The sequence below is a fragment of the Pseudovibrio sp. Ad5 genome (assembly GCF_001623095.1).
Classification (GTDB): domain Bacteria; phylum Pseudomonadota; class Alphaproteobacteria; order Rhizobiales; family Stappiaceae; genus Pseudovibrio.
The window spans coordinates 109,081-134,303 of record NZ_LMCH01000007.1; the positions used below are offsets into that span (position 1 = coordinate 109,081).

Annotated in this window: 25 protein-coding genes; 18 read left to right on the forward strand and 7 right to left on the reverse strand. The window is 51.4% G+C overall.

Going from position 1 to position 25,223, the window contains the following annotated elements:
* Nucleotides 1-205 precede the first annotated feature (205 nt).
* The 8 genes from PsAD5_RS04800 (at nucleotide 206) to PsAD5_RS04830 (ending at nucleotide 8,653) form a co-directional block, all read left to right on the forward strand.
* A complete protein-coding gene (locus tag PsAD5_RS04800; RefSeq protein ID WP_063291264.1) occupies nucleotides 206-1,864 on the forward strand; it encodes a heparinase II/III family protein in 1,659 nt (552 codons plus the stop codon).
* A gap of 163 nt (nucleotides 1,865-2,027) precedes the next feature.
* A complete protein-coding gene (purH, locus tag PsAD5_RS04805) occupies nucleotides 2,028-3,644 on the forward strand; it encodes a bifunctional phosphoribosylaminoimidazolecarboxamide formyltransferase/IMP cyclohydrolase (protein WP_063291265.1) in 1,617 nt (538 codons plus the stop codon).
* 168 nt (nucleotides 3,645-3,812) lie between these two features.
* Entirely contained in the window at nucleotides 3,813-5,342 is a 1,530-nt protein-coding gene (locus PsAD5_RS04810) for an ArnT family glycosyltransferase (protein WP_063291305.1), read from the forward strand.
* Nucleotides 5,343-5,438: 96 nt separating this feature from the next.
* Entirely contained in the window at nucleotides 5,439-5,906 is a 468-nt protein-coding gene (locus tag PsAD5_RS04815; RefSeq protein WP_208986367.1) for a GNAT family N-acetyltransferase, read from the forward strand.
* A 113-nt stretch (nucleotides 5,907-6,019) separates the two neighbouring features.
* Nucleotides 6,020-6,763 carry a carbonic anhydrase gene (locus PsAD5_RS04820; protein WP_244272061.1) on the forward strand — a complete coding sequence of 248 codons (744 nt, stop codon included), beginning with the start codon at nucleotides 6,020-6,022 and terminating at the stop codon, nucleotides 6,761-6,763.
* Between the two features lie 12 nt (nucleotides 6,764-6,775).
* Nucleotides 6,776-7,228, forward strand: coding sequence for a GNAT family N-acetyltransferase (locus tag PsAD5_RS04825; protein WP_057464672.1), 453 nt, complete (start codon nucleotides 6,776-6,778; stop codon nucleotides 7,226-7,228).
* Between the two features lie 58 nt (nucleotides 7,229-7,286).
* The gene (locus PsAD5_RS27795) at nucleotides 7,287-7,478 is read left to right on the forward strand and encodes a hypothetical protein (RefSeq protein ID WP_152986789.1); all 192 of its coding nucleotides are present in this window, start codon (nucleotides 7,287-7,289) and stop codon (nucleotides 7,476-7,478) included.
* A 596-nt stretch (nucleotides 7,479-8,074) separates the two neighbouring features.
* Nucleotides 8,075-8,653 carry a hypothetical protein gene (locus PsAD5_RS04830; RefSeq protein ID WP_208988485.1) on the forward strand — a complete coding sequence of 193 codons (579 nt, stop codon included), beginning with the start codon at nucleotides 8,075-8,077 and terminating at the stop codon, nucleotides 8,651-8,653.
* A gap of 187 nt (nucleotides 8,654-8,840) precedes the next feature.
* Here PsAD5_RS04830 and PsAD5_RS04835 read toward each other — a convergent pair whose 3' ends face one another.
* From PsAD5_RS04835 to PsAD5_RS28655, 4 genes are all read right to left on the reverse strand, one after another.
* Nucleotides 8,841-9,113, reverse strand: a complete 273-nt coding sequence (locus PsAD5_RS04835; RefSeq protein WP_063291267.1) for a hypothetical protein — start codon at nucleotides 9,111-9,113, stop codon at nucleotides 8,841-8,843.
* 378 nt (nucleotides 9,114-9,491) lie between these two features.
* On the reverse strand, nucleotides 9,492-11,750 hold the full coding sequence (locus tag PsAD5_RS04840; RefSeq protein ID WP_063291268.1) for an AAA family ATPase: 2,259 nt from the start codon (nucleotides 11,748-11,750) through the stop codon (nucleotides 9,492-9,494).
* A 341-nt stretch (nucleotides 11,751-12,091) separates the two neighbouring features.
* Nucleotides 12,092-14,767 carry an aconitate hydratase AcnA gene (gene acnA / locus PsAD5_RS04845; RefSeq protein ID WP_063291269.1) on the reverse strand — a complete coding sequence of 892 codons (2,676 nt, stop codon included), beginning with the start codon at nucleotides 14,765-14,767 and terminating at the stop codon, nucleotides 12,092-12,094.
* Nucleotides 14,764-14,898, reverse strand: coding sequence for a hypothetical protein (locus PsAD5_RS28655; protein WP_275078111.1), 135 nt, complete (start codon nucleotides 14,896-14,898; stop codon nucleotides 14,764-14,766). The genes acnA and PsAD5_RS28655 overlap by 4 nt, the downstream gene beginning before the upstream one ends.
* A 335-nt stretch (nucleotides 14,899-15,233) precedes the next feature.
* Here PsAD5_RS28655 and PsAD5_RS04850 point away from each other — a divergent pair, with 335 nt between their 5' ends.
* The 10 genes from PsAD5_RS04850 (at nucleotide 15,234) to PsAD5_RS04900 (ending at nucleotide 22,470) form a co-directional block, all read left to right on the forward strand.
* Nucleotides 15,234-15,674, forward strand: a complete 441-nt coding sequence (locus PsAD5_RS04850; RefSeq protein ID WP_063291270.1) for a cupin domain-containing protein — start codon at nucleotides 15,234-15,236, stop codon at nucleotides 15,672-15,674.
* Between the two features lie 149 nt (nucleotides 15,675-15,823).
* On the forward strand, nucleotides 15,824-16,528 hold the full coding sequence (gene ccmA / locus PsAD5_RS04855) for a heme ABC exporter ATP-binding protein CcmA (RefSeq protein WP_108818758.1): 705 nt from the start codon (nucleotides 15,824-15,826) through the stop codon (nucleotides 16,526-16,528).
* 11 nt (nucleotides 16,529-16,539) lie between these two features.
* Nucleotides 16,540-17,199, forward strand: coding sequence for a heme exporter protein CcmB (gene ccmB / locus PsAD5_RS04860; protein WP_181951980.1), 660 nt, complete (start codon nucleotides 16,540-16,542; stop codon nucleotides 17,197-17,199).
* 178 nt (nucleotides 17,200-17,377) lie between these two features.
* Nucleotides 17,378-18,157, forward strand: a complete 780-nt coding sequence (locus tag PsAD5_RS04865) for a heme ABC transporter permease (protein WP_057464678.1) — start codon at nucleotides 17,378-17,380, stop codon at nucleotides 18,155-18,157.
* A gap of 5 nt (nucleotides 18,158-18,162) precedes the next feature.
* Nucleotides 18,163-18,393 (forward strand): heme exporter protein CcmD, encoded by a 231-nt coding sequence (gene ccmD, locus PsAD5_RS04870; RefSeq protein WP_057464679.1) that lies wholly within the window; start codon nucleotides 18,163-18,165, stop codon nucleotides 18,391-18,393.
* A 5-nt stretch (nucleotides 18,394-18,398) separates the two neighbouring features.
* Nucleotides 18,399-18,992, forward strand: a complete 594-nt coding sequence (locus tag PsAD5_RS04875) for a DsbE family thiol:disulfide interchange protein (RefSeq protein ID WP_063291271.1) — start codon at nucleotides 18,399-18,401, stop codon at nucleotides 18,990-18,992.
* Nucleotides 18,993-19,114: 122 nt separating this feature from the next.
* Nucleotides 19,115-19,858: a DUF1223 domain-containing protein gene (locus PsAD5_RS04880; RefSeq protein ID WP_057464681.1), complete on the forward strand. Its 744-nt coding sequence runs from the start codon at nucleotides 19,115-19,117 to the stop codon at nucleotides 19,856-19,858.
* Nucleotides 19,859-20,026: 168 nt separating this feature from the next.
* Complete coding sequence (locus PsAD5_RS04885; RefSeq protein WP_063291307.1) at nucleotides 20,027-20,914, forward strand: cation diffusion facilitator family transporter; 888 nt, start codon at nucleotides 20,027-20,029, stop codon at nucleotides 20,912-20,914.
* Between the two features lie 224 nt (nucleotides 20,915-21,138).
* Nucleotides 21,139-21,957 carry a carbohydrate ABC transporter permease gene (locus PsAD5_RS04895; protein ID WP_063291308.1) on the forward strand — a complete coding sequence of 273 codons (819 nt, stop codon included), beginning with the start codon at nucleotides 21,139-21,141 and terminating at the stop codon, nucleotides 21,955-21,957.
* 144 nt (nucleotides 21,958-22,101) lie between these two features.
* Nucleotides 22,102-22,470 (forward strand): hypothetical protein, encoded by a 369-nt coding sequence (locus PsAD5_RS04900; protein ID WP_208981601.1) that lies wholly within the window; start codon nucleotides 22,102-22,104, stop codon nucleotides 22,468-22,470.
* Between the two features lie 76 nt (nucleotides 22,471-22,546).
* Here PsAD5_RS04900 and PsAD5_RS04905 read toward each other — a convergent pair whose 3' ends face one another.
* From PsAD5_RS04905 to PsAD5_RS04915, 3 genes are all read right to left on the reverse strand, one after another.
* Complete coding sequence (locus tag PsAD5_RS04905) at nucleotides 22,547-22,912, reverse strand: YybH family protein (protein ID WP_063291309.1); 366 nt, start codon at nucleotides 22,910-22,912, stop codon at nucleotides 22,547-22,549.
* Between the two features lie 364 nt (nucleotides 22,913-23,276).
* On the reverse strand, nucleotides 23,277-24,593 hold the full coding sequence (locus PsAD5_RS04910) for an ammonium transporter (RefSeq protein WP_063291273.1): 1,317 nt from the start codon (nucleotides 24,591-24,593) through the stop codon (nucleotides 23,277-23,279).
* A 22-nt stretch (nucleotides 24,594-24,615) separates the two neighbouring features.
* A complete protein-coding gene (locus PsAD5_RS04915) occupies nucleotides 24,616-24,954 on the reverse strand; it encodes a P-II family nitrogen regulator (protein ID WP_063291274.1) in 339 nt (112 codons plus the stop codon).
* Between the last annotated feature and the right edge of the window lie 269 nt (nucleotides 24,955-25,223).

A 25,223-nucleotide genomic window follows, 5' to 3' on the forward strand; every position in this document is an offset into this window, starting at 1 on the left:
GGGCGCAAACCATTTGTTAAGTTTGTTTAGAGCGTGTTGTTGCAAATCGCTTTCTTGCTCACGCTCTAAATCTTTGTTTTTGTGCGTATCCTTATCTGAAACCGAAACTGCTTTTCGGGGATACGCTCTAATGGAGTGCTGAAGGGGTATGACGGGCGCAACGGTGTCTGAAAGACTTAGAATCCTTAGTCTTTTGACACAAAACATGGCTCAAAACAGTCTGAACTGGGCGCGAGGGGGATCTATGTTCCGCTTGTTCTCGTTTGGAAGTGCGCCATCGCGTCTGCTTATTGCTCCTCAGGATCTGCGCACTGCAGATGCTACAAACGCCGCTGATATTTATGCTGGCCGGTTCCTGTTTGCTGGGCATCTGGTTGAAGTGGGTGGGCAATCTCCGTTTGATGTTGAGCCGCCAAATCTCCAATGGTCAAAAGCGCTGCATGGGTTTTCATGGCTTCGCCATTTACGTGCTGCTGAGACCAACATGGCACAGCAAAATGCCCGTGCCTTGGTTGAGGACTGGATTAGGTCCTGTGGTCGCTGGCATGATAGCGGCTGGAAGCAGGAAGTTGTTGCGCGCCGCGTGTTGAGCTGGATGGCTCAATCTCCGTTATTGCTGACCGGATGTGAAGCGGATTTCTATCGTGCCTTCATGCGGTCGCTGTACCGGCAGGTGCGCTATCTACGCCGGACTATGAACAAAGCGCCGGATGGCTTGCCGCGTCTGACAGTTGCCATGGCGAATGCTTGTGCAACGGTTTCCATGGATGGGCAGGGGCGTCACGTTAAACAAGCTCTGAAACGCCTTGATCAGGAATTGAAGCGTCAAATCTTGCCGGATGGTGGTCATATCTCCCGGCATCCCGGTGCGATTATTGAGATCCTTGTTGATCTGCTGCCAATCCGCCAGGCGCTTGTGATGCAGGGGCAAACGGTGTCTCCAGTCATGATGGAATCCATTGACCGCATGATGCCGATGATCCGCTTCTTCCGTCATGGTGATGGATCCTTTGCTCATTTCAATGGCATGGCTTCTACTCCGGGTGATGTGGTTGCGACCATCCTTGCTTATGATGATGCACGTGGAACACCGCCTGTTAGTGCACCGCATTCCGGTTATCAGCGTCTCACTGGTGGTGATAGCCTTGTGATGATTGATGTGGGAGCGCCGCCGCCAACGCGCTTCTCTAGCAATACGCATGCTGGTTGCCTCTCCTTTGAGTTCTCCTCAAAGCGCAATCGCATTGTGGTGAACTGTGGCGTCTCTACACGAGAGCAAGTTGCCTGGAAGATGGTGGCTCGTTCCACTGCTGCACATTCGACAGCCGGGATTGGCGATACGTCTTCTTGCCGTTTTCTGACGTCCTCTCGTTTTGATAAGGTGTTGGGTAATCCGGTGTTATCCGGTCCCAAAGATGTTGAAGCGGAGCGACAGGACACGGACCTTTCTGACCGTGTGATTGCGAGCCATGATGGCTATGTAGAGCGCTATGGCATTGTTCATGAACGTGATCTGACGCTGTCGCGTGATGGAACAGTTCTGGATGGAATTGACCGGTTCAAGCCAACGTCTGACAAGACAGAGGAAGAGACAGTCACGATCCGCTTCCATCTACACCCACAGGTAAGCTGCACCATGTTGCCATTGGGTGATGCTGTTGTTTTGCAGTGTGCGGATGGTGAAGCCTGGGAGTTTTCTGCTGATGGGATTGAGTTCTCTGTTGAGGAATCAATCTACCTGTCAGACGTTTTCGGTCACCGTCAAACGCAGCAGATTGTTCTTAGTGTTGGTGTAAAAGAAGCGCTGAGTGTGACCTGGATGCTAAGAAAGACAGCCTCTGCCAAGGCGCGGCGGAAGACCTAACGTCATTTGTGCTCTTGGCCTTTAGGGGATGTAAACTGCTCCTAAAGGTTACCCGTCAAACCGCTCTCGATCCCCATAAAATGGGTTCCCACAGCTGTGAATAAGTGTTATTTGGCGGGCGTCAAAACCCTTCCATTTTCTCTAAGAGAGTAGGCTTTTACCCATGGCCGTTGTCTCCAAAGGCGTTCCGATACCTGAACTCGTATCGGTTAAGCGTGCGCTTCTTTCTGTCTCCGATAAAACCGGTCTTGTTGAGTTTGCGAAAGCGCTTTCCGAACGTGGAGTTGAGCTGATCTCAACAGGCGGAACTCGCAAAACGATTGCTGAGGCTGGCCTCCCAGTTAAAGATATTTCCGAGGTTACTGGTTTTCCTGAAATCATGGATGGCCGTGTTAAAACGCTTCATCCTATGGTGCATGGCGGATTGCTGAGCATTCGTGATGATGCTGAGCATGTTGCTGCGATGGATGAGCATGGCATCACTGGTATCGACCTGCTTTGTGTGAACCTTTATCCATTTGAAGATACGGTTGCATCTGGTGCTGACTACGCAAACGGTGTCGAGAACATCGATATTGGTGGTCCGGCGATGACACGCGCTGCTGCCAAGAACCATGCCTATGTAACCACTGTTGTTGACCCAGCTGATTATGCTGCTGTGGTTGTGGCGCTGGATACGCATAACGGTCAGTCTCCGATTGCTCTTCGTAAGAAGCTGGCGCAGAAGGCTTTTGCTCGTACCGCTGCTTATGATGCTGCTGTTTCCAACTGGATGGCAGAGCAGATTGATGAGGCAGCTCCGGATTATCGCGCGATTGGCGGTACGCTGAACGAAGTGATGCGTTATGGTGAGAACCCGCATCAGGCAGCAGGCTTTTATGTAACTGGTGAGAAGCGCCCAGGTGTGGCGACGGCTCGTCAGGTGCAGGGTAAGCAGCTCTCTTACAACAACATCAATGATACGGATGCAGCGTTTGAGCTTGTTTCCGAGTTTGATCCGGCTCGTACGGCAGCTGTTGCTATCATCAAGCATGCGAACCCATGCGGTGTTGCTGAAGCGCCTACGCTGAAGGAAGCCTACGAGAAGGCGCTGGCGTGTGATCCGGTTTCTGCGTTTGGCGGCATTGTTGCGCTCAACGGGACACTGGATGCGGATGCTGCTTCTGAGATTACCAAGATCTTCACTGAGGTGATTATCGCTCCTGATGCGACAGAAGAAGCGATTGAGCTGGTTGCGAAGAAAAAGAACCTGCGCTTGCTCCTGACGAATGGTCTTTCTGATCCGCGCGCCAAGGGTCTGTTTGTGAAGACTGTTTCTGGTGGCTTGCTGGTTCAGGATCGCGACAGCGGTGTTGTTGATGATCTGGATCTCAAGGTGGTGACAAAGCGTGCTCCGTCTGATCAGGAACTGGCAGATCTGAAAATGGCCTTCCGTGTTGGCAAGCATGTGAAATCCAATGCGATTGTCTACGTCAAAGACGGCGCAACTGTTGGCATTGGAGCAGGGCAGATGAGCCGCGTTGACAGTGCTCGCATCGCAGCCCGCAAAGCTGAGGATGCCGCTGAGGCTGCTGGCCTTGCTGAGCCGTTGACCAAAGGTTGTGTGGTTGCGTCTGATGCGTTCTTCCCGTTCGCTGATGGTTTGCTTTCTGCTGCTGAGGCTGGTGCCACTGCTGTTATTCAGCCAGGTGGTTCCATGCGTGATGATGAAGTGATCAAAGCTGCTGATGAAGCTGGCTTGGCAATGGTCGTTACTGGAATGCGCCACTTCCGTCACTAAAGGGCAGCATCCTTTATAAATTCTAGGCCTTCGCAGGTTATGCTTGCGAAGGCTTTTTTATTGGCCGCTGGTTTTAATTAAAGCTGAAAGCCAATGCTTAGTTGTAATTGGTATGATGGAGGGAACGAAAACAAGGCGCAAAAGCGTCGATAACTGCGCATGGTGCAGATGCTGCAAGATCAAGGGTTCCTTCCCAAACTTCAACGCGTCATAGTCTCGGATAACTGGGCTACGTTCATCGCGAAACACTTTGTCTGGCTTCTTGCCGGATACTTCATTGTCCAGACCATTACTCGTTATTTTGCGTCTCCCGTATTGGGCCTGGATGAAGCGGAGCAGATTATTGCGGCTCAGAGTTTTCAGCTTGGATATGGCCCGCAGCCGCCACTTTATACTTGGCTGACAATCGCTTTCTTCTGGGTGTTTGGAGAAGGGCTCTTTGCAACGGCTCTTCTTAAAAACACCTTGTTGTTTCTCGGCTATCTGGGTGTTTGGCTCACAGCGCGGAAGGCCTCTGATCCGACGTTGGCAGCTATCGGGACGGCCTCACTTATCTTTCTGCCGCAGATCTCCTGGGAATCGCAGCGGGCGTTGAGCCATTCAGTTTTGATGTTCGCGTGTTCTGCATGGACGGTTTATCTCTTCCTGACCTGCATCGAAAAACCAAGCTGGTGGCGTGCTGTTGTGTTTGGTGTTGTGATCGCAGCAGGTGCACTTTCCAAATACAACTATATGTTTTTGCTTGTCGCTTTGATCGTAGCTGGCTTTTGCATTGAGGACGGGCGCAAGTTCCTACGTTCAAAATACATTCTTGGTTCTGCTGCTGTTGCCGTCGTGCTTTTGCTTCCTCCTGCTTTCTGGATGTTTGAGAACCAGGACCTCATCTATGCACGTGTCCATAAGTTCGGAATCGAAAAGGTTGAACGGCATTTTCTGACCGGGTTTATCTCTCTGGTAAATGCAGCTTTGCAGTTTGTCATTGTGGCTGTGGTCCTGTTCTTTTGCGCATGGGCGACGAGCTTTTATTGGAAGGATGCTGAGCAGCACGACCAATATGTGAATGAGACCATTCGCAAACTTCTCACGCTTGTCGTTATCTTTGGGCTGGTTATTGCTGCTGTGTCTGTTGTTGCAAGTGGCGCGACCAATGTGAAAGATCGATGGCTTCAGCCAATCCTGTTTCTTGCTCCGCTGGTTGCTTCGCTGTGGCTGTTTGCTGAGGTCTCAATACGTCAGGCCAAGATCATTCTTGGAACAGCTAGTGTGCTGGCAGTGCTGATCGTTGTGCTCATTCCCTTCAACTTTGCTTTTGGCAGTTTTAAAAAGCCAAGTGCGCATTCGCTTCCTTCTCAGGCAATTGTTGATACGCTGGCGCAGTATGGTGTGCGAAGTGTTCTGACTACGTCTCACAGCATTGCGGGTAACATTGGCGACCTGAAACCGGGTTGGGCAGTAACCATTCCAGAGTATTCCGGAATCGATATCAATTACGCCTATCCGGTTGCGATCCTTTGGAAGGGGCACTCCAAGGCTGTCCCTGAGAACATGTCTGCCCTTTATCAGAAGCTTAAAGGCAAGCCGATCCCTAACAGTGAGATCCATAAGGAAGCTGCGCCTTACTATCATTGGTCAGAATATCCATTCGAGTATAGCTTCATCATTGTTGAGGGGAATAATCAGGCGGCCTCACAGCATTAGAGTTATACGGCTAAATTCTCCCAGTTTTGAGAATGGGTAGATGCTCTGAAAATTGGTAGGCTGGTGATTGCGACTTGAGATCAGGGAGATGGGTCCGTGATATTCGATGAGATTACAGTGGAACCTGCCAGAGAAGCGGATGCGCATCGCTTGGGTGAGCTCGTCTTTGCGATGGAAAGCGAACTTTGGCCGGAAGATGAGCTTGATGTTGGGCAATTCAAAATGACGGCTGAGGATATTCTGTCCGACGATGGTTCTCGCTATTGGGCTTATCTGGCGCGGTCTCAGGGGGAGCTTCTCGGGCTCATTACACTTTCGGAAAAGAAGGCCATTTATGCTGGTGGCCGGTTTGGTGAAATCGTCGAGTTTTACGTTGTGCCGTCTGGTCGGTGTGCCGGGGTTGGTAAAATACTGCTGCAACAGGCAGTGTTGAAGGGGCAGGAGATGGACTGGCCTTACCTGGAAGTGGGAGCGCCGCATCAGCCAGCTTGGAAAACAACGCTGAGTTTTTATCTTAATAACGAATTCAGAGAAATTGGTCCGCGGCTGGAAAGAGAAATTTAGGTGCGATTGCGAGTTCTTTTCGTTTAGGGCTGTTTCATTCAATTCAACAACAGAATGTCCAGAATGGGCTCTTAGGCTGGCTGCAACTTTTGTTGTTTGGCCAGGAGAAGCCTATGTGTTGGATGTGCAATGACAAAGCGGGTTTGGTTGGATCACCAGCGCGCCGCAAGTTTCTGAAAACGGCTGGTGTGTTTGGTGCTGCTCTGGCAACGGGTGGTGTTGGTGCTGTTTCGTCTGTCAGTGCGCAGGAGCCGCCTATTCCTAAGAATGAGATTGGTGGTGAGGCTGCTCTTAAGCGTTTGATGGATGGTAACAAGCGCTATGTTGAGGGGAATATCTCTCCTGCTGATTTCCAGAGTACACGTGCTGCACTGGCTGCTGGGCAGAACCCGTTTGCGGCGATCCTTGGCTGTGCGGATTCCCGTGTGGCGCCGGAGCTGGCGTTTGATACGGGGCGTGGGGATCTCTTTGTCGTGCGTGTCGCCGGTAATGTTGTGACGCCGGAAGGGCTTGCGAGCCTTGAGTTTTGTGTTGATGTGCTTGGTACGCAGCTCATCATGGTGCTGGGTCACGAGAAGTGCGGTGCTGTGAAGGCGGCGATTTCTTCTGTTCAGAGTGGCAACCAGTTTCCCGGTCATATTCAAACGCTTGTTGAGCTTCTTCGGCCTCCTGTGCAGCAGGCGCAGGGTGAGAAGGGGGATGTTCTCGTTAATGCCATCAAAGCCAATGTACAGTGGGGCGTGACGGCTTTGCAGCAGGCATCGCCTATTTTGGACAAGCACTTCAAGGCGGGGACGTTGAAGGTGGTTGGTGGGGTGTATGACCTTGATACGGGCAAAGTTACAATGGTGACATAAGAGGGATCGCAGATGGTTGTTCCCATAATCAGGGTGTCTGAAGCGAAGGATCTTCCGGCTTTGCTGGAGCTTGAAGCGCATTATATGGCGGAGCTGGAACCGCAGAACTTTGAGCGGTGGAAGACGTGTGAGGCTGTGCATCGCAAGCGGATGGAAGAGGCTTTGCTGCGCACTTTTGCCGCTGAAATGGCGGATGACATCAAAGGCTATTGCTATTGGGGGCTTCTGAATGACAGTGCCCATATCTTCAACGTGTATGTGCATCCGGATTTTCGCCGCTATGGTTTGGCGAAGTATCTGCTTGAGCGCACGGAGGAAGATATTCAGCGCAAGGGCTTTAGCCAGTGGACGTTCAACCCGATCAAGACCCACCCTGCGAAGGTGTTCATTGAGCAGCTTGGCTATAGATTGCAGTGGGAAGATACGGATCGGCTTCACATGTTCAAGGAGAAGGCGGCGGCGTGAGCCTTCCTGTTTTGCAAACAGCTTTAGCACCGCTGGAAATGTCCGGCGGTGTTTTCACGTGAAACTCCCAAAATGGGGAGGGCAAGGCGAGCAGGCAGTGCCTGCGCATTTTATTGGTTATGAGTCTTCGGCATTGGCTGTCGCCTTGCCCGGGCATTTTGGTATGGACAACATCGCCTCTTATCCTGAAAGACACGATAGCCAGTTTCCTGGAAGGACGATGGCTTATTCCAGCAAGTTTCCTTACTAAAACAGTTCCTTCATCCCTGACACGCAACCACTCTGACCGGTTCGTGTCACCGCGTGATGCCCTTCAGACTTGGGCCCTTCCTCTCAAACCATGCGGTCACGTTTGAAAATCGGTTCCACCGGACCTTTGAAAGATACGTTACTTCTCTCAAAAGCCCCACCCAGCCTACGACAAACTGACGGACGGTCCGCCAGCAGCCCGTTACGTAGGCATGGGAGTTAGTATGGCGGCATCTTTTGCCAAGGGGGATAAGTTTTTTGCAGGCTCCTCCTGTGTTAGCCCGATCCTCAGGGGCAGTTGCTGCATAATGTGTGCGGGTGTTTGTGAGGCAGCGATAGCATTTGTGTGTGGGAGAGCATGAGTGAGTGGAGCCGAGAGGGTTATGGTTATGGGTCCCGGGTCTTCGCTTTGCTGCGCCCGGGATGACGCGGGGGAGGTTGCGGATGAGAACTCTGCGCACTTTGGCAGATAACCGGGTGTGTGTTTGGCTAAGGTCAAGTGAGGGGTGGGGTGACGGGTGTATGAGTGGGACCTGCAGATTGTAGTGGCGAGGTGCCGGGAAGGGTGCTTTCCGGGCGATTAGAGAGGTGTTTTCGTTGAAAGTTTCGTATCTGGCTCTCAGCCTATTGGGTGGGGCAATGTTGTTTGCCGGTGGTGCGCAGGCGCAAGGCAAAATCACCAATCATCAGGCCGAGGGAAACCTGCAGGTGACCCATGATGTGGGCTGTATTGCGCGGGAAGACGCCAAGACGAGTTACACTCCGGCTGACCTTTATGCGTCGATTTTTGATTGCATTGAGAAGGAGCAGTATGGCTCTGCCGTTGATCTTTATGTGATGGCGTTTGCGCGTGGCACCTTTGATATGCAGCGGGTGAAGGATAAGAGCGCGTATCAGGCGCTTTCTGTGCTGCGGATGGTGACTTTTCAAAGGATGAACGAGGCGCAGCGCACTGCGTTTGGTGCAGCGCTGGAAAATTACAGCAAGGATGGCATTGCCGAGGCCTGTGACTTTCTGCAGGGACAGGATGCGCCAGATTATTACCCCAAATACATGATTGCGCATGGTATGGGCGCGTTTACGAACAAGGACGATGACGGGCTGGTCACGCCGTTTGATGCCGCTGCTGCATGGCAACTGACCCTGACAAAAGCTGGCATTTGCGCTGGTAAATAAGCGCTGGCCTGCGGAGGGTGGTGGCGCCGCAGGCCAGCAGGGTGCTTTCCGCGAGGATGCGGGGTGTAGGTGCGTTCTCGCTTCCGGCACCGGAGCGGATGGCAGTGTTGCCAAATGCTCTTACACAGTGCGCCAGCACATGCTCCACGTGGGCAGGTTCCCTTGCTTTGTGGAGCGCTGGGCGGGCTTATTCAGGAAGCGGAATTTTGGTGTTTATCGGCTGCGGATGAGCGACCCGCTCTAAAGTTCCGCAGCGTTTTTGGAGTGCTTCCAGTCGGTCGTGGAAGGCATGATGCAGAGTGAACAAAGCATCGCGTTCGCTGCTGTGCTGCAGTCTCTCAGTCAGCAGTAAGTGCTGCATATAGCTGAGATTTTGCAGATCAGAGACAACGACGAGGACTTCGTCTATTTCATTTTGGAACGTATTTGTGGTGCCACAGGCACATGCGGAGTCGGTCATTCTCAATCCCTTTGTCTTTACAGGGTTGAACAACCGCGCGACAGCTCGACTTTCTAGGGCCCACTGGCGAGCGGGAGGCTAGAAACCTGTAAGACAGACAGGCGAGTTTATTCCCCTCCGAAGAAGGTATTGTATTCACCGCCCTCCCGCTCATAGCAAAGGGTTTGCGCGCTACCTATAAAGCAGGCACAAAAAATCCGCCAGTTAACGGGAGCGGTTACCGCTGTCTTAGAGGAGGTTTCTAGGCCTCATGTATGAATGTGGAATGAAAACCTGAGGTTGTCAAATTGTCGGTTTTGACGAGGGTGTGGATGGTGGGGGATTGACTAGTGCCGGGATAAACCCGGCACAATTCTTCAAGATAGAAAATTGCATCAGTTAAGATGCATCTGACATCATCACAGAATAATGTTCATGAAAATTTGTTGCTTTAAATACAGCCTCAAAATGTTCTAAGAATTTTTCCGGATCAACTTCTTTGGCATCAGTGTGGTTAATCTGATCAGAATGAGATTCACGGTTTACATATCTATTGAAAGCACTGAAGCTAACATCGTTGTTGTCTAAACTCAGTTTCTCGAGAGCTGCTTGTAGCTTATCTTCACCCTTGATGAAGCCAAAATAATGTTCGAGAATATTGCGCATCGCATTAGGAAGGATGATTGATGATGCTTTTTGATTTTTTACATCTTTGATCGTTTGCCAATAAGATTCGTAGTTATTCTGTATTTCACTTTGGTTGATGTTTGTGATTTGAGTTTTCTCAGCTTTTTGCACTCGGAAAATATTACTTTCACTCTGAATGTTCACACTCTTTTTTCCCCGAAAGGATTGCTGAAATAACTCATGTAAGAAGTATAGATGGTGAGTCAGAATCAATACCTGGCCGTATTGATTGTCTTTGACGAGGAAAAACCGCTTAACCATGCAAGCTACGTCAAAAACGTGATTAAAAGAGAGGCTTGATATTGGATCATCAATTACAATAACTCTCTTCGAAAGAGTAATGCTTCGATCGGGATCATCTACACCAATACAAGATTGAACAAAATAAAGAAACGATATTAAGGTTTTTTCTCCTTCACTTAGACTATGAAATACCTTCGAGCTTTCATTTTTTCGTCGTAATCTCAGAAATGGTACAGCATTACCATTATCGGTCTTCGAGAATTCTTCGATATAGAAGCCACTTAATCCTAGAAGGCCCAGATGATCGTTAATCCACCTGCGTGGTTTTTCGACGTTTTTTGTCTGCTTTTGGAAGGTGGAGACTTGCTGGTCTTTTAGCAGTATTTTGTTTTTCAAGTCTCGGACTTTAGCAGCTACTTCATCTTTCTCTTTCAAGAGAGATTTTCTCGCTTCTTCGTACTGCAAAATCTTTGCATCAGAAAGTTTGCGAAGGAGCGTCCAGAACTCGCTTACCAAGTTCTTCTTTTCAATAGATGCATTGGAAAGCTTTTGGTTGAAGGCTTTGTGTTCTGTATTTTTCTCTTTAATAATAAGTATAATTTCGTTTATTATTGAGGATGTCTCTTCTAGAGAAACAACATCACTTGGTTTTGTGCATTTGTTTGAAATTCGCGCTAGGTTTGATGAAATAAGTCCTTTTAGATTTTGAACTTTTGTTTGTAATAATGTATTTGATTTTAGAGTTAAATCTTCTTCGTATTCAAGTAATTGTTGTTCAATGTCATTTTTGAACGTTGAATAATTTAACTTAAGAATATCAAGCGCCTCAAGTTGCGTTTGATATTCATCGTCGATATGCGCGCGTATTTGAGCTTTTAAATCGATACTGAGAGTTCTTTTGCAAAATGGGCAATCTTTGGTTGCATCAAGATACTTTGTGATACCTTCCGTTATCCAGTCGCCATGAGAGAGCTTTTCAACGATGTCTGAAAGGTAGCCATCCTTACTGCCTGCCAATTGTTTCGCAAAAATTGGGTCGATTTCAATGTTTTGTTGCGTGGGCAATGATGACGTGTAAATGAGTTTATCCTGTTGATTGCCATCCGATAACTCTCTGAACTCATGCGAAATTTCTAAAATACGAGCTGAGACATCATCAATTGAGATTGGTGATTGAGCACTATTTCGTATCTTATCTGCAAATTTAGATGCGGGCGTTAAAAAGCCCGTCATACATTTTTTAAGTGCGGCGTCTTGTTCAAATGTCTTTTTATATGAGTAAAGATCGCTCTCTATTTTTTTGCTTGCTTCTGTTATCTCGTTTTCTTTTTTGGTTAGGTTATCGTTTTCTGTCGCGAGATCAGCAATGAGGGGAATCTTCTCTTCTTGAGCTTTCTTGATACCCTCGACTGCATCTTTGTTGGCTTCATCTAGAGTGAAAATCCCTTTCTGTGTCTCTTCTGCGTGAAAGGTCCTCTGAATATAGTCTTCATTGTAAATAAGATACTCGGGGACTTCGGAAGGGTCAGAAAGAGTGATTTTGCAATCTGAAAATTCTCCTGCAGCGTTATTTTTTAGTAGTCGAGATACAGTTGTCTTACCCGATCCATTTAGCCCGTAGAAAAAGTTGAATCGCTTCAGCTCAATTTTCTGGGGTTCGTTAAATGATGCGACATTCGAGATTTCGAGTTCTCTAACGAGGATTGGGTTTTCGGGTGAGTTACTCATTGAATTAACTCTCTCAGAGGGAAAAGTGTTTGAATTTTAATAGAATTTTCTTAATGTGATAAATGAATGTTATTCATGAAACCGGAGACCCCCGCCGTCTTCCCGCACTTGATGCGGGATCCAGCGCGGGGGTGGCTAAGGTTTGAGTGTGTGGCTCTGGGTCCCGCATCGCGCTGCGCTTGTGCGGGATGACGTCGGAGGGGGGCTTGTGCCGGATGATGTCGGAGGGGATTGCTTGTGTGGGATGACATCGGTGGAGGTGGTGGCTCAGAAGGTGGGGCAGCCAATAAAAAACGGGCCTTGAAGGGCCCGTTTTTGTGTTTGCGTTACTCTGGACAGTCTTAGCCGGAGACCAAGTTCCTCAGCACGTAGTGGAGGATGCCGCCAGCTTTGATGTATTCCAGTTCGTCTTCGGTATCGATGCGGCAGAGGGCTTCGATGGTTTTCTTTGAGCCGTTAGCGAATTCGACCTGAATGTCGACCATCTGGCGGGGTTTGAGGTCTGCTACGCCGAGGATGGTTACGCGCTCAGTGCCATCGATGCCGTGGGACTGCCAGCTTTCGCCCTCTTTAAACGTGAAGGGCAGGACGCCCATGCCGACGAGGTTGGAGCGGTGGATGCGCTCGAAGGATTGAGCGATGACCGCACGCACGCCGAGCAGTTTGGTGCCTTTTGCCGCCCAGTCGCGGGAGGAGCCGGTGCCGTATTCCTTGCCAGCAAACACCACAAGCGGGGTGCCTGCTTCCTTGTATTCCATGCAGGCGTCGTAGATCCAACGCTGCTTGCCATCCTTGGTGGTATAGCCACCTTCCACGCCCGGTACCATTTGGTTTTTGATGCGGATGTTGCCGAAGGTGCCGCGCATCATGACTTCGTGGTTGCCACGGCGGGAGCCGTAGGAGTTGAAGTCTTTTGGCGAGATCTGATGGGATTCAAGGTACTGACCTGCCGGGCTGTCTGCTTTGATCGCCCCAGCTGGAGAGATGTGGTCGGTGGTGATGGAATCGAGGAACAGGCCCATGACTGCCGCACCCTCAATATCCGTGAGGGGTGCTGGCTCCATGGTCATGCCTTCAAAGTAAGGCGGGTTCTGCACGTAGGTGGATGCTGGCGGCCAGCCGTAGGTCATGCCGCCTTCCACCTTGATGTTCTGCCAGTGCTCATCGCCCTTGAACACATCGCCGTAACGCTCTTCAAACATCTCTTCCGTGATGGAGGAGCGGATGAGGTTGGTGATCTCTTCCGTGGTTGGCCATAGATCCTTCAGGTAGACGGGGTTGCCGTCCTGATCGTTACCGAGCGGGTCTTTGGCCACGTTGATGTTGAGCGAGCCTGCGATGGCATAAGCGACAACCAGTGGCGGAGAGGCCAGATAGTTGGCGCGTACATCCGGATTGACGCGGCCCTCAAAATTGCGGTTGCCCGACAGCACGGAGCAGGCCACGAGGTCGTTGTCGTTGACGGACTTGGAGATTTCCGGTGGCAGTGGGCCTGAGTTACCAATGCAGGTGGTGCAGCCGTAGCCGGTGAGGTTGAAGCCGAGGGCGTCGAGGTCTTCCTGAACGTCAGCTTTCTCCAGATAATCCGTCACCACCTGAGAGCCGGGAGCCAGTGAGGTTTTCACCCATGGCTTAACCTTGAGGCCTTTGGCGCGGGCTTTGCGAGCCACCAGACCAGCACCGATGAGCACGGACGGGTTGGAGGTGTTGGTGCAGCTGGTGATCGCGGCGATGACAACGTCGCCATTGCCAAGGTCATGGTCGCGGCCTTCCACGGGTGCGCGTGTGAACTCTTCGCCTGCCTTCTTGAATTCCTCCGCCATGGTTTTGGCGAAGCCTTCTGAGGCATCAGCGAGGGAGATACGATCCTGCGGGCGCTTTGGTCCAGCGATGGATGGCACAACGGTGGAGATGTCCAGCTCTAGCGTGTCGGTGAAGGTTGGCTCCGCGTGGGTGTCGCGGTACATGCCCTGCACCTTGGCGTATTCCTCCACCAGCGCGATGCGGTGGGCGTCGCGGCCCGTGGACTTGAGGTATTTGAGGGTGTCGCCGTCCACCGGGAAGAAACCACAGGTGGCGCCGTATTCTGGTGCCATGTTGGCGATGGTGGCTTCATCTTCCAGCGAGAGGTTGTCGAGGCCGGGGCCGTAGAACTCTACGAACTTGCCGACAACGCCCTTCTTGCGCAGCATTTCAACCACGGTGAGCACGAGGTCGGTTGCAGTGATGCCTTCTGCCATTTCGCCGGTGAGTTTGAAGCCGACGACTTCCGGGATCAGCATGGAGATCGGCTGGCCCAGCATGGCCGCTTCTGCCTCAATGCCGCCCACACCCCAGCCGAGGACAGCAAGGCCGTTGACCATGGTGGTGTGGGAATCGGTGCCGACGAGGGTGTCAGGATAAGCGACGGTTTCGCCGTCTTCTTCTTTCGTCCAGACGGTCTGGGCGAGGTACTCAAGGTTGACCTGGTGACAGATGCCGGTGCCTGGAGGAACAGCGCGGAAGTTATCAAACGCAGACTGGCCCCAGCGCAGGAACTCATAGCGCTCGTTGTTGCGCTCGTACTCGCGTTCCACATTGAGCGCGAAGGCGGAGGTGGTGCCGAAGTAGTCCACCATGACGGAGTGGTCGATGACGAGGTCAACGGGAACCAGCGGGTTCACCTTTTTAGGGTCACCGCCGAGGCTGACGGCAGCATCGCGCATGGCGGCAAGGTCAACAACGGCTGGCACGCCGGTGAAGTCCTGCATGAGCACGCGGGCAGGGCGGTAGGCGATTTCGTGGGTGGAAGTGCGGGTGGTGAGCCATTCGGCAACGGCGCGGATATCGTCTGCGGTGACGGTGCGGCCATCTTCAAAACGCAGCAGGTTCTCTAAAACCACCTTCAAAGAGAAAGGCAGCTGGGAGACGCCCTTAAGGCCGTTCTTTTCTGCTTCGGGAATGGAAAAATAAGTATAAGACTTGCCGCCGACTTGCAGCGTTTGTTTGGCTTTAAAACTGTCTAGAGATTGTGTCATTCGGCGATCTCCTTATTTCGTTTCCCGCTGTGAACAGGAAACGGAGCTTTGAGCTGGCGAACCTCTCCGATATCTCCCGGAGTTTGGCGGTTCGCCGTCATGGCGTTGGCTTGATCATTTAACAAATGCATTAAAAGCGCTTCTTGAAATTCAATCAGCTTATAGTTGTCGTCCCTATAGCGTCTTTCTGACGCAGGTTCCAGCTGAACCGCAGCGGAAGGCTAATAATTTACCTTGGGTGAGATTAGGCCGGAACGGGGCGCCCGATCAAGCGGTTTTGGGTTTGTATGAATCACATTATATACAATGGTATACAATGTGTCTAGCCTATGGTTTGATCCTTTGTGGCTTTAAAGGCTCGGAAGGGGATTATCGGTAGGATGCTTCTGGTTCACCTAAGAATAATCGCCGGAAGTGGCGAAAAAATGCGCAGAGAATAGCTGAAAACAACAGAAAGGCGTTTCCCATGAAATCTACAGTTTTGGTTGGTGCTTGTTGTCTGGTGTTGGGCGGATATGTCGTCAGCGCCCTGGCCCAGGAGAATGGAGAGGCTTATTCGAACACCGAGGTTTTGCTGGATAAGAGCGAGACGACGATTACAAAGCAGCCTTTGTTCTATCCGACTGGTCGGCAGGCTCAGGTGACATCCCTCATCATTACGCTGGCACCTGGAGAGGCTGTTAAAGAGCACATGCATCCCATTCCTCTTCACGGATATATACTTGATGGTGAGCTGACGATCACCTATGAGAAAGAGGCTCCTCTGACCTTTAAAAAGGGGGAGGCGTTTATTGAGGCCGTTAATACCTGGCACTACGGTAAGAATACCGGAACAGAGCCAACGCGAATTCTAGCTGTGTTTATGGGAGCGAAGGATTTGCCGAATGTGATACGGCCTCCTGAATAAAGTGGTTTGCGCAAAGACGGGATCATGCAAACTGCTTTAATTCTTTGTTGGAGCGTATCTTATCCGGAAATCGGATCCACTTTCGGGATACGCCGTCAGTTTGGTAAGCAGTGTGAGCTGCTGTGGTGGTTTCGGGCGCGATGAACCAATTGAAGTTAGTCTGTCAGGGTGTTGCATGTGATCGCGGTGGACGCAGAGTTTTGAACCATGTCGACTTTGAAGTTGGTTCAAGCGAAGCTCTGATTGTTCAGGGTCCCAATGGTGTCGGCAAATCCAGTCTGCTGCGCGTGATTGCAGGACTGGTTGCAAAAGCGAACGGCACGATTGAGCTGGAAGGTGGCATGCCCGAGCGCTCCGTTGCCGAGCATTCACACTATTTCGGGCATCTTGATGCATTGAAGCCGTTGCAATCCGTCCTTGAAAACCTAAGTTTCTGGCGTGATTTCTTTGAGCCTGCTGCTTTTGGTGGCGGCAAAGTGCGTGAGAGCATGAGCGAGCTGGAAGCGCTGGATACTCTTGGTATCGCGCATACTGCCAGTTTGCCAGCAGGGTACTTGAGTGCCGGACAGCGCCGACGCCTTTCTGTGGCGCGCTTGCTGGTGGTGCCGCGTCCAATCTGGTTGCTTGATGAGCCGACATCCGCGCTTGATAAAGCCTCTGAAGAAGTGTTGCTGGGGTTGATTGCCGATCACATCCACGCTGGTGGCCTTGTGATTGCTGCGACGCACCTGCCGCTCAACCTGCCAAACACCAAGTTCCTCAATCTGTCGCCTGTGACGACCGAGAGTGAGCATATGTTTGCCGGAGCGGATCTGGACGATTATTTCGACGAAGACGAGCAGGACGAGGGCTGATCATGAGTTGGATGAAGAGTCTTTTTGTTCGTGAATACCAACTGGCGAACCGCGTTGGTGGTGGTGCGCTGATCGGTGTTCTGTTCTTTCTGGCTGTGGTGACGATCTTTCCGTTCGGTGTCGGCCCCGACATGATCCTGCTGTCCCGCATTGGTGCTGCTATCCTCTGGATTGGCGCATTGCTGTCAACTTTGCTGGGGTTGGATCGCCTGTTTCAGGCTGATCGCGAGGATGGAAGTCTCGAACTTCTGGTGATGTCCGGGCGTTCGCTTGAGCTGGTTGTGTTGATTAAATGTGCTGCCCATTGGGCGGCGACGGGTTTGCCGCTGGTGTTGGCGACGCCGGTTTTGTCTTTGTTTGTGGGTCTGGATTTCCAGAGCATCGTTCTGGTGACCCTGACCTTGCTTGTTGGCGCCCCCGCATTGACGCTTGTTGGTGCGGTTGGTGCTGGTGTTACCGTGTCCATGCGGCGGGGTGGGGTGTTGCTCTCCATTCTGGTTATTCCGCTGGCAATTCCAATCCTGATCTTTGGTGTGAGTGCCGCGACAGCGGGAGCGATCGACTCCAATAACTTCCTCGTTCCGTTCCTGTTTTTGTGTGCCCTGACACTTTTTGGTCTTGTTGTTGGACCTCTTGCAGCAGCTGCAGCGCTTCGCGTTTCTGGTGACTGATGACGGCAGCCGTGAGGCTGCTGAAATTGCCAGAAGCGTTAAGTCTATGTAAAATCGTCTAAAATGGGTGAAATCCCGAAGAAGTGAAGCGTCAAATTGCGCGTAATCAATGACTGTGATGGGTCCGTGACACTATGTACACATTGATGCTTCGTCATTCTCAGTTTAGAACGGCTCTATGACCTTATACGATCTTGCAAACCCAACCCGGTTCCTGAAGCTTGTGAAAGCTGTGCTTCCCTGGCTTATCGTTGCGACGGTCGCTGCGCTTGCAGTTGGCTTGTACTTCGCGTTTTTTGTTGCGCCTGAAGATTATCAGCAAGGCCAGACAGTGCGCATTATGTTTGTGCATGTCCCTGCTGCCCAGCTTGCATTAATGTGTTATGCAATGATGGCACTTTCTTCGATTGGTTCTCTGGTCTGGAAGCATCCGCTAGCTGATGTTTCAGCCAAGGCGTCTGCACCTATTGGTGCTGCATTCACATTCCTGGCTCTGTTTTCTGGCGCTGTCTGGGGCAAGCCAATGTGGGGCACCTTTTGGGTCTGGGACGCAAGATTGACCTCCTTCCTTGTGCTGCTGATTATGTATCTTGGCATTATCGCGCTGTGGAAGGCGATTGAAGATCCTATCAAAGCTGCAAAAGTAAATGCGATTATCACGTTGGTTGGCGTGATCAACGTCATCATCATCAAGTTTTCCGTTGAGTGGTGGAACACACTGCACCAGCCGCCGAGCATTATTCGTGCTGACGGCCCTGCCATTCACTCTTCCATTCTTATCCCGCTTGGTTTGATGGCTTTGGCTTTTGTGCTTTTGTTTGTGACTTTGCATCTGATGAGCATGCGTAACGAGATTATGCGCCGTCGGATCAGAGCAATGCGGATGCGTGCAGCATCTGTTGCTCCGGCTGCGTCCAGCAGCACGGTCACGAAAGCAGCTCCTGCTGGTGCGAGGTAAGGACAATGGATTTTTCAGAGTTTGGTCGTCACGCTGAATATGTGATTGCTGCTTATGCGATGGCTGCACTTGTTATTGCTGTGCTGATTGTCTGGGTGCGCTCAGACAAAACTCAGCTGGACAAAGAGATGCAGGCGTTGGAAGCAAGCGGTATTCGTCGTCGTTCCACACGCCGCGCTGGTCCTTCTGTCAGCCAGGTGGTCTCTGCAGGTTCTGATGAAAAGAGTGAGAGCTAACAGGAATGGCTAGTGAAATGGACGAGGAAAAGAAATCAGGCATTTCTCCGCTGTTTCTTCTTCCGCTGATTGTTTTTGGTGCTCTTGCGGTTCTGATGGGTTTCATGATGCTGTCAGGCCATGACTCTAAAGAACTGCCATCTGCCTTGATTAATAAGCCGGCACCTGAGTTTTCGCTTCCTCCCGTTAAAGGGCTGGAGCGTGATGGGCAGCAGGTTCCCGGGTTCCAGCGCAGTGATCTGCTTGGTCAGGTGACTGTGGTGAACATCTTTGCATCCTGGTGTGCGCCTTGCCGTGCAGAACACAAATACTTGATGGATCTTGCCAAGGATGATCGTTTTGAGATTGCTGGTCTGAACTACAAGGACACGGATGTTAAGGCGAACCGGTTCCTTGCTGAGCTGGGCAATCCTTATGATCGCGTTGGTTTTGACACTGGCCGGGCTGGCATTGAATGGGGCGTTTACGGGGTTCCTGAGACGTTCATCGTCGATGAGAAGGCTCAGATCCGCTATAAGTTTATCGGACCTTTGAGTGCCGCCAGTTATCGTGATGTCTTCTTACCAGAGCTTGAAAAAGTGCTGACTGAGTCCAAATAGAAGCAGTGCCCCTGATGCCTTCGGTTTTCAGGGGCTCACTGTGATGTGATTCTACAGTTATCTGGTTATTGTTTAGGTTAGCGCTGCATCAGCGATGACTTGAACAATTGCGAAGGGCCGAAATGCGGTGGTTTTCTGTAAATAGATTGACGGGTGTTATTCTCGCAGCGGGAATTGGTTTTGCGACCTCTCTCTCAGCTCAGGCGGAAACACCAAAGGCTGTGGTTGAGCTGTTTACCAGCCAGGGCTGCTCGTCATGTCCACCTGCGGACCAGTTTCTGGAGGAGCTTGTCTCAGACCAGAAGGATGTGGTCACCCTCTCTTACCACGTAGATTATTGGGATTACTTTGGCTGGAAGGACACTTTGGGTTCTCCCGTGTTCACTCAGCGCCAGAAGGATTATGCCAAGAGCCGTGGTGATGCGCAGATCTATACGCCTCAGGTTGTTGTGAATGGCCGGGGGCATATGGTTGGCAGTGATCGTGGTTCTGTGAAGAACGCGATCCGCAAATCTTCTGGCATGAGCGTTCAGGTTGAGGCGATGCTTGATGACAATGCGCTTGAAGTTCAGCTCTCTGGTTCTTTGAAGCAGCCAGATAAAAAGGCTGACGTTTATCTTCTTGGAATTGACAAGGAAGCGGTTGTAGAAATCCAGCGCGGTGAAAACGCTGGTACAACGCAGACTTATAAGAACGTGGTGCGCAGCATCATGCCGATTGGCATGTGGTCTGGTACCGCTGAAGTGTTCCGTTTGCCACGGACCGCTTTGAAGATGTTCGATTCCAAGAACTGGGCTGTTTTGGTTCAGACAAACTCCGGTGAGATGCCAGGCGAAATCATTGGTGCAGCTTTTTACGACAAGTAGAATTGGCCGATAAATTGCGAGTGATTTTCATTTGCAAACATTGAGTGCAAATAAGCATAAAAACTGGCTGTTTGACCCTGTTCCATTGTTTAATATGCCACTGAAACCTGATAGAGGACGATAACTTTCTAAGCAGTCGTCGAGTTTGAATTAGGGTGGATGTGGCACATGGACCAGAGCATGCGCTTTGCGCTGGGCAGCATCGTCATTGGCATACTGGTATTTACTCTTAAATACTTTGCCTTTGCGTTGACTGGCTCCATTGCGTTTTATTCTGACGCTCTTGAAACCTCCATCAATATTGCCAGTGCTTCTGCTGCTGCCGGTGCTTTATATCTGGCGCGCAAACCTGCTGATCAGAACCATCCCTATGGGCACTACAAGGCAGAGTATTTTGCTGCTGTTCTTGAGGGTGTTCTAATTGTTCTGGCGGCAATCCTGATCCTGCGCAAAGCCTATATGGGTTTGACTGAGCCGTATGAGCTTGAGGTCAATTTTCAGGGTATCGCGCTGAACTTCCTGTCTTCCGTCATCAATCTGTTCTGGGCAATGGCCTTGATGCGCATTGGTAAGGCACATCGCTCACCTGCGCTGCAGGCGGATGCCCGGCATATTATGACGGATGTTTATACATCTCTCGGTGTGTTTGTTGGTATCGCTGCTGTGTGGGCAACAGGCTGGCAGATGTTTGATCCGATCCTTGCGGGGATTGTTGCGGTCAACATCATGTGGTCCGGTTGGAAGCTGGTGCGTGAATCTGTTGGTGGCCTGATGGATGAGGCGGCTCCTGAAGAGGAGCAGGAGGAAATCCGGGCGTTGATCTCCAAGTTTGGAGATGGTGCGCTGGAGGCTCATGATTTGCGGACCCGCCATGCTGGACATGTGACGTTTGTTGATTTTCATCTGGTTGTGCCGGGTGAGATGAGCGTTCTGGATGCCCATGCGATTTGCGATCGTATTGAGGAAGGCATCGCAGAAAAGATGCCGGGCGCACGTGTGACCATCCATGTTGAGCCGGAAAATCACGCCAAGCATTCAGGAATTGTGGTTTTATAGGTACTTAGAGAGCTTGAAACCTGGACTGCGTAGTTCTACGGTGTTTCCGTTGTTGCTGCGTTCTGTTGGTCTGGCTGCCTTTTGCCTTCTCTCTGGAACGATCCTTTAAAGCAGTTTGCCCGGAAACGGGGCCACTCCTACTGCTTTCAGTATTGTTGATTGCGTCTTTGTCTTCGAAAACCATGCTTCGTGGTGGGGGACTGCGCTTCGTTTCTGAGATGAATATGCCCCGCAAACATTTCTTTGATCATCTTATTCTGCTTATCGGCGTGTTTTTGATCGTCGGGCCGGTGATCGTGATCGCTTTCTCTTCAACGCACTCTGGCGCTACGCTTGGTCAGGATGGCCTTCAGTTTCTGCCGGGGCCATATGGGGTGGAGGTGTATAGCCGAGCGCTGTTTGAAGGGCGTGGGTTTACTGGCGGTGTCACTGGCATAACCATGGCGTTGAACTCGCTCTATCTGGCCGCCGGGTTTGCGCTGGCGAAAGTGGCTGTTTCTCTGTTGGCGGCGTATGCGCTGGTGTTCTTTCGGGTGCGCTTTGGGACGTTCTTTTTCTGGGTGATCCTTTGCAGTTTGCTGCTGCCTCTGGAATCCCGGTTTCTGCCGACATATGCTGTGACCAGCAAGCTGGGGCTCGTGAACTCCTATCCGGGTTTGATGTTGCCGCTGTTGGCTTCTGCGGTTGGGACATTCTTCTTCCGCCAGTTTTTTCTGGGGGTGCCGACTGAGCTTTCTGAGGCTGCGCGGATTGATGGGGCAGGGCCGATCAAGTTTCTAAAAGACGTTCTGGTGCCTGCGTCTGCGCCGATGATTGCGGCGCTCGGCCTGCTGATGTTTGTGCAGGGATGGAACCAGTATCTGTGGCCTGTGATGGTTTCCAGTGAGGAGACCAGAATGACATTGGTGCAGGGGCTTAGCTTGGTCGGGCGCACAAGCCCGCAAGGTTTGGCGCTTGCTGTGTTGGCCATGTTACCGCCGATCCTGCTTGTGGTTTTCTGTCAGAAAGCCTTTGTGAAAGGGCTGACTGACGGGCGTCAGTGATCACTGAGAAATCTCAAAGAGACCATAATTTCTGTCTTCTTTGAGACAGCGCCGCCTTGCGACCTTGCTATTTCTGTTTGGGTTACAGGTATCTTGAGAGCTTTGCTCCAGATGCGTCTCACGGAAGAAGGTCTCGGAATGATAATGCGTGGTTTCAAAGCACTTGCTGTTGCTGCTTCAATCGGTTTTGTCGGGTTGGTCTCTCAAAGCCCTGCTTATGCATGGGGTGAGTTGAGCTGCTCGGATCTGAATGCGACGATTTCGGACATCGATGATATTTCCGACGAAGTCTTCTTTGAGGGTAGCGTTCGTGCAGGCTCAAGTGCTGATGGCGTTCTGGGTCACCTGATTGATGTGGGTCGCTTGCTGAGCGAGCTGGAGGGTGATGGTAAGCTGGACCGCGCGGTTGACCGGCTTGAAGATGCGTGGATCGATGAGGACTGGAGCGGCTACTCCTTTGCTCTGGATGATATCGCAGATCGTCTGGACTACTTTTACTATCGCGACTGCTGAGCAAGTGCCTCAGCTTTCGAGCGATGCGACCAAGTCCGGCCATGTGCCGGGCTTTTTTGTGATCTGCCTCGTGATCTCAAGATGCGGCGCTGAAGTAGTCTTCTCGCAGCAGCGCGGTACCGTCTGATTGCAGAACCCAGAGTTCTTTGGAGATGTTGCCGTGGGCTTTGTTCATCTTCCAGTCAGCAGAAAGGATTGCGGAGCTTTCACCTGATGCGACGATTTTGGGGTTGATGTACTCGATTTTTGAGAAGCCTTCCCGAATGAGCATTTGCCAGAACTCGAGAATTTCGGCTCGTCCGTGATAGGTGCCAAACGGTTTGGCCTCCATAACAGCGTTTGCCTCATAGCAGTTGGCACAAGCTTGAGCATCACCCGCATTGAACGCGTTCTGCCACTTCTGGCTGGCCTCTTTAACTGCTGCTTCCAACTCACTGTTCATCATTGGACTCCAAAGCTCGGGCGCTTGCGCCTCTTTGTTTGGACGTAGGATGAAGAGCGAATCTTGATTAGAAATGGACGTATATGGCATTCCTGAAAGTACCACCTATGAAAGGTGAAGTCCGTCTTTCAAATGTGGTAGGCGGATTTGAACCGACTAGTAAGCTGGGGTATCAACATTCCTAAGCTTTTGGGTTGCTTTGATTTTGTAGTATTTAGCGTTTGAACACAGAGCTATCTATTGAGAGAAAATGATAGACTGGCAAATGCTGCCATAGAAAAAGCCCGGCGGTGGTTGCCGGGCTTTGTGATTTCATCTTTTAGTTCTGGGAGAGTGTTTTGATCCTCCCAGAATTGGTGCGAACTCAGAGGCGCTGGGAGCCGGTTCCGAATTCTGGATAGGCTTCTACACCAATTTCAGCTTTGTCGAGGCCCATGGCTTCATCTTCTTCTGTAACACGCAGGCCGACCACCAGCTGGATTGCGTACCAGACAATGGTGGAGGCCACGAAGGTGAAGATGCCGACGGCTGCAACACCGATGAACTGAGTGACGTAAGATGCGTCAGAGTTGGACAACGGCACGATGAGCGTTCCCCAGATGCCAGCCAGCAGGTGAACCGGGATTGCGCCAACCACATCATCGATCTTCAACTTGTCGAGCATTGGCACTGCGAAGACGACAATTGCGCCACCAACGCCGCCGATGATGACAGACTGGAGCACGCTTGGAGCCAGTGGTTCAGCGGTAATGGAAACAAGACCAGCCAATGCACCGTTCAGAGCCATTGTAACATCGACCTTCTTGTAGAGGGCCTGTGTCAGGGCAATTGCGGTGACCACGCCGCCCGCAGCAGCCATGTTGGTGTTTGCGAAGATGCGGGAGATGTCTGTAACGTCACCAATGGTGCCCATTGCGAGCTGGGATGCGCCGTTGAAGCCGAACCAGCCGAGCCACAGAATGAAGGTGCCCAGAGTTGCCAGTGGCATAGAGGAACCCGGCATGACATAGACCTGACCGTTTTTGCCGTACTTGCCTTTACGCGCGCCGAGGATGATTGCGCCGGAAAGAGCTGCCCAGCCACCAACGGAGTGGACGAGAGTGGAACCAGCAAAGTCAGCAAAACCCATTTCTGAGAGCCAGCCAGCGCCCCACTGCCAGGAGCCAGTGATTGGGTAAAGAACGCCTGTGAGGATGACAACGAAGATCAGGAAAGCCCAGAGCTTGATGCGCTCTGCCATGGTGCCCGACACGATGGAGGCTGTGGTTGCACAGAAGACCATCTGAAAGAACCAATCGGACGCTGTCGAGTAACCTGCGTCCAGTGCGTCGCCGCCGACAGGGTCAAAGGAGTATGGGCCAAAGGAACCCATGAAGCCGCCGTCAACGCCGGTGTACATGAGGTTGTAGCCGGTGATCCAGAACATCAGACCAGCGATGGAGTACAGAGCGATGTTCTTGAGGCACTGCATGGAGACGTTTTTGGTGCGGACGAGGCCAGCTTCAAGCATGGCGAAGCCTGCAGCCATCCACATCACCAGAAAGCCGCCAATCAGGAAGAGCAGGGTGTTGAAGATGTAAGCGGTGTCGACAGCTAAGGCATACTTTTCTTCTGCCATGACTGGACCTGCGGAAAGTGCCAGGAGTGAGCCTGCGGCAACAAGGGTGGAGGTGCGTTTCATATTCTCTGTCCCCTTCATTTCATTATATTGCTTCTGCGTCGGCTTCGCCGGTGCGAATGCGGACGACCTGATCAATGGAGTAGACGAAGATTTTGCCGTCACCGATCTGGCCGGTCTTCGCTGCGCTACCAATGGCTTCGACAACTTTGTCTGCCATGTCTGCTGCAACTGCGACTTCGACCTTTAGTTTTGGGAGGAAGGTGACGGCGTATTCTGTGCCGCGGTAGATTTCGGTGTGCCCCTTCTGCCGGCCATAGCCTTTGACTTCGGTTACCGTGAGCCCCTGGATGCCTAAAGTGGTGAGTGCGTCGCGCACTTCATCCAACTTAAAGGGCTTGATGATTGCCATAATGATTTTCATGTCAGATTCCCGTTCCCCTCTCTCATCGATTGCGCCGTAAAGAGTTCTGGAGACCTCTTCAGGACCGGGAAAGTGCCAGTTATCTGGTCGTTCTCAGAATGCCCGGCCGGCACGCTTGCCCTCTCTCTATCAAGGAGCGTGCCAGTTTTGAGAAATATCGATTTTTGTGTAGATTCCGGAGGATGGAGGCGTTGGAATAAACTTGAAAATTCAGCGGCTTGATTGAAATTAAATTTTCTTGTTGTGACGCTGGAATGGCTGGGATGCGC

What these genes read in the sequence shown, in the direction of transcription:
- PsAD5_RS04800 (WP_063291264.1), top strand. Translation starts at nt 206, where the DNA reads ATGGCTCAAAACAGTCTGAACTGGGCGCGAGGGGGATCTATGTTCCGC.
- purH (WP_063291265.1), top strand. Translation starts at nt 2,028, where the DNA reads ATGGCCGTTGTCTCCAAAGGCGTTCCGATACCTGAACTCGTATCGGTT.
- PsAD5_RS04810 (WP_063291305.1), top strand. Translation starts at nt 3,813, where the DNA reads ATGCTGCAAGATCAAGGGTTCCTTCCCAAACTTCAACGCGTCATAGTC.
- PsAD5_RS04820 (WP_244272061.1), top strand. Translation starts at nt 6,020, where the DNA reads ATGTGTTGGATGTGCAATGACAAAGCGGGTTTGGTTGGATCACCAGCG.
- PsAD5_RS04825 (WP_057464672.1), top strand. Translation starts at nt 6,776, where the DNA reads ATGGTTGTTCCCATAATCAGGGTGTCTGAAGCGAAGGATCTTCCGGCT.
- PsAD5_RS04835 (WP_063291267.1), bottom strand. Translation starts at nt 9,113, where the DNA reads ATGACCGACTCCGCATGTGCCTGTGGCACCACAAATACGTTCCAAAAT.
- PsAD5_RS04840 (WP_063291268.1), bottom strand. Translation starts at nt 11,750, where the DNA reads ATGAGTAACTCACCCGAAAACCCAATCCTCGTTAGAGAACTCGAAATC.
- acnA (WP_063291269.1), bottom strand. Translation starts at nt 14,767, where the DNA reads ATGACACAATCTCTAGACAGTTTTAAAGCCAAACAAACGCTGCAAGTC.
- PsAD5_RS28655 (WP_275078111.1), bottom strand. Translation starts at nt 14,898, where the DNA reads ATGCATTTGTTAAATGATCAAGCCAACGCCATGACGGCGAACCGCCAA.
- PsAD5_RS04850 (WP_063291270.1), top strand. Translation starts at nt 15,234, where the DNA reads ATGAAATCTACAGTTTTGGTTGGTGCTTGTTGTCTGGTGTTGGGCGGA.
- ccmB (WP_181951980.1), top strand. Translation starts at nt 16,540, where the DNA reads ATGAAGAGTCTTTTTGTTCGTGAATACCAACTGGCGAACCGCGTTGGT.
- PsAD5_RS04865 (WP_057464678.1), top strand. Translation starts at nt 17,378, where the DNA reads ATGACCTTATACGATCTTGCAAACCCAACCCGGTTCCTGAAGCTTGTG.
- ccmD (WP_057464679.1), top strand. Translation starts at nt 18,163, where the DNA reads ATGGATTTTTCAGAGTTTGGTCGTCACGCTGAATATGTGATTGCTGCT.
- PsAD5_RS04875 (WP_063291271.1), top strand. Translation starts at nt 18,399, where the DNA reads ATGGCTAGTGAAATGGACGAGGAAAAGAAATCAGGCATTTCTCCGCTG.
- PsAD5_RS04880 (WP_057464681.1), top strand. Translation starts at nt 19,115, where the DNA reads ATGCGGTGGTTTTCTGTAAATAGATTGACGGGTGTTATTCTCGCAGCG.
- PsAD5_RS04885 (WP_063291307.1), top strand. Translation starts at nt 20,027, where the DNA reads ATGGACCAGAGCATGCGCTTTGCGCTGGGCAGCATCGTCATTGGCATA.
- PsAD5_RS04895 (WP_063291308.1), top strand. Translation starts at nt 21,139, where the DNA reads ATGCCCCGCAAACATTTCTTTGATCATCTTATTCTGCTTATCGGCGTG.
- PsAD5_RS04900 (WP_208981601.1), top strand. Translation starts at nt 22,102, where the DNA reads ATGCGTGGTTTCAAAGCACTTGCTGTTGCTGCTTCAATCGGTTTTGTC.
- PsAD5_RS04905 (WP_063291309.1), bottom strand. Translation starts at nt 22,912, where the DNA reads ATGAACAGTGAGTTGGAAGCAGCAGTTAAAGAGGCCAGCCAGAAGTGG.
- PsAD5_RS04910 (WP_063291273.1), bottom strand. Translation starts at nt 24,593, where the DNA reads ATGAAACGCACCTCCACCCTTGTTGCCGCAGGCTCACTCCTGGCACTT.
- PsAD5_RS04915 (WP_063291274.1), bottom strand. Translation starts at nt 24,954, where the DNA reads ATGAAAATCATTATGGCAATCATCAAGCCCTTTAAGTTGGATGAAGTG.